Source organism: Methylocystis sp., from assembly GCF_021731785.1.
In the GTDB taxonomy this organism is placed as follows: domain Bacteria; phylum Pseudomonadota; class Alphaproteobacteria; order Rhizobiales; family Beijerinckiaceae; genus Methylocystis.
Genome location: NZ_JAKFWS010000122.1, coordinates 1 through 2,852, shown reverse-complemented (window position 1 = coordinate 2,852; position 2,852 = coordinate 1). Strand labels below are relative to the sequence as shown.

Annotated in this window: 1 protein-coding gene; it reads left to right on the top strand. The window is 60.6% G+C overall.

The genetic code is table 11. The annotated features are described in order from the left end of the window. Window positions 1-822: 822 nt before the first annotated feature. Window positions 823-2,852: HAD-IC family P-type ATPase (locus tag QZ964_RS17230; RefSeq protein ID WP_292533037.1), on the top strand; the 2,030-nt coding region annotated here is incomplete at its 3' end.

Genomic DNA, 2,852 nt, shown 5'->3' with positions numbered 1-2,852 from the left:
GCCTAATGAAGAGCTTACCACAAACCTGTTTCAAAATTTCGCATTTGCGTTGAGTTTTGGCAACAGGAATTCGTGAGACGCCGATGCGCCTCGGCAAAAGGGCTCAACTCGAACGATCGGACGCGCTCACCACTTCGTTCCGTTCGACTTAGCAGAACGGATATGCCAAACGCTTGATCGGTCCGGCGCGGGTGGCGCTGGTCATTTAATTGCGTTCAACGCGCGGATCGCCTTGCGAAAAGCGCCACTAATTATAACGAGGCGTGATGCATCGGAGACGTGGTCCCTCATCCAATCCTTGGCAGGCCACTTTGTCGGTTCGCACGAATCTAGATCGCGGAAGCGACACCTTCTCCCACTGACGTGGATACGCGTCGAGGCATTGGACACATCCCATCGTCGCACGGTCTCGTAGGAAACCGCGACGCCCCGTTCAGCAACAGATCTTCCACGTCGCGGAAGCTCAGGGCACAGCTGAGTTTGGTCATCTTGGCCGATACGAGCGGGACGTCAGCAACGGTAAGCGCCTAATGTGACAATGCCCAGAGACTCGCCCCGACCAAGGTGATTTCTCGAGACGCCCTGGATAATGCGAAAAACGCCTATGATCAGGCGCAGGTTGGACTGAACGAGGCCACGATCGACTCTGCGGTAAGTCCCCTCGGTCACATCGATCGTATGGGACGGCGTCCGCGACTTGCCTTTGTGACTGCTACACATCCGCCTGTCGCAACTTGGCGACGATTCTCCGGCTTGTGACGCCTGCTCGGCATTGCGATCATCGTCCCGTCACAAGTCGGCTAACGCATGCCGAGTTTGAAAATGCGGGTTAGCGCGCTCGGGAGGGTTTTAGTGCCAGATGCTTCCTCAGCCCTCCGCTCGGCTCCCGGCCTCAGTGAAGCAGATGCGCAGGCCAGGCTGAAGAGCGAGGGCTACAACGAGCTACCGCGGCCGGAACGGCGCACGCCGCTGCGAATCGTTCTCGAGGTCCTGCGCGAGCCGATGCTCGCGCTGCTCATCGGCGGCGGCCTGATCTACTTGCTGCTGGGGGATTTGAAGGAAGCATTAATTCTCCTCGTCTTCGCAACAATGTCGGTCGTCATCACAGCGGTTCAAGAGACCCGCACCGAGCGCGTCCTGGAAGCGCTGCGCGACCTTACGAGTCCGCGCGCGCTGGTTATTCGTGACGGCGTACGTAAGAGAATCGCTGGGCGCGAAGTCGTGCGTGGCGATGTCGTCGTGCTCAGCGAAGGCGACCGGGTTCCCGCCGACGCGGCGCTCAGCGAATGCCAGGACCTCCAGATCGACGAGTCGCTGCTGACGGGAGAGTCAGCGCCCGTTCGCAAGATCTCTCGCGCCGATGCGCCTCTCGAAAGCCGCCGGCCCGGGGGCGATGACCTGCCATATGTGTTTTCAGGCTCGCTGGTGGTGCGCGGAACCGGAATAGGCGAAGTGATCGCGACCGGCGCACAGAGCGAAATCGGCAAAATTGGCCAATCGCTCAGCACAGTCGAAACGGAGCCGCCGCGTCTGCTGGCGCAGACACGGCGTCTTGTGGGGGTGTTTGCTCTCGCAGGAGGCGCCGTGAGCGTTTTGGCGGTGTTGCTCTACGGCGTGTTGCGCGGAGGATGGCTCGATGCGGTGCTTGCGGGCATCGCGCTCGGCATGTCGATGCTGCCCGAGGAGTTTCCCGTCGTGCTCACCGTATTCATGGCGATGGGAGCATGGCGGATTTCGCGGGCGCGCGTATTGACCCGTCGCGCCGCAGCCATCGAATCTCTGGGTTCGGCGACGGTCTTGTGCACGGATAAGACCGGCACCCTGACCGAGAACCAGATGTCGATTGCCGAACTACGCCTCAAGGGCGGCGAGGCATTACGAGCCGGCCAGATATCCCGCTCAATGCCTGCGAGCTTCGATCATCTGGTCCAGTTCGGAATTCTCGCCAGCGCGCCTGATCCATTCGATCCGATGGAAAAAGCGTTTCACGATTTCGGCCGGAACCATTTGCCCAAGACCGGAACTCTGCTTGGTCCAGATTGGAAACTATTGCAGACATACGGTCTTCGTTCCGATCTCCTTGCGATGTCACAGGTCTGGCAAAGCGACGCCACGCCGGAATTCGTTGTCGCGGCCAAAGGCGCGCCGGAAGCCATCGCCACCCTCTGCCGATTGAACGAGACGGAGTTTGCTGCAGTGAAGCAGTCCGTTGAAGGCATGGCTGCCGAGGGACAGCGCGTTCTGGGCGTGGCCAGCGCATCCTTCGCGCAGAAAGCATTGCCGGACTCGCAGCGAGACTTCACGTTCGAATTCTTGGGGCTCGTCGGACTCGCCGACCCGTTACGCTCAGCCGTTCCGGCCGCGGTGAGCGAGTGTCGGTCGGCAGGCATCAGGGTGGTCATGATCACGGGCGACTACCCAGCGACGGCGAAGGCAATCGCTCGCCAGGCGGGTCTAAATACCGACGAAGTCGTGACAGGACAGACACTCGAAAGCGAAAGCGAGGCACAGCTCGCGCGGCGCATGCGGACAGCGCGCATATTTGCGCGAATCCTGCCTGATCAGAAGCTCCGAATTGTGAATGCGCTCAAAGCAAACGGCGAGATCGTCGCCATGACGGGAGACGGCGTGAATGATGCGCCCTCTCTCAAGGCCGCGCACATTGGCATTGCCATGGGCGGACGCGGAACGGACGTGGCGCGGGAGGCCTCCTCAATCGTGCTTCTCGATGACGATTTCGGTTCGATCGTCAAGGCGATCCGGCTTGGCCGCAGAATCTACGACAATCTGCGCAAGGCGACGGGTTTCATATTCGCGGTGCATGTGCCCATCGCGGGGTTGGCGATATTGCC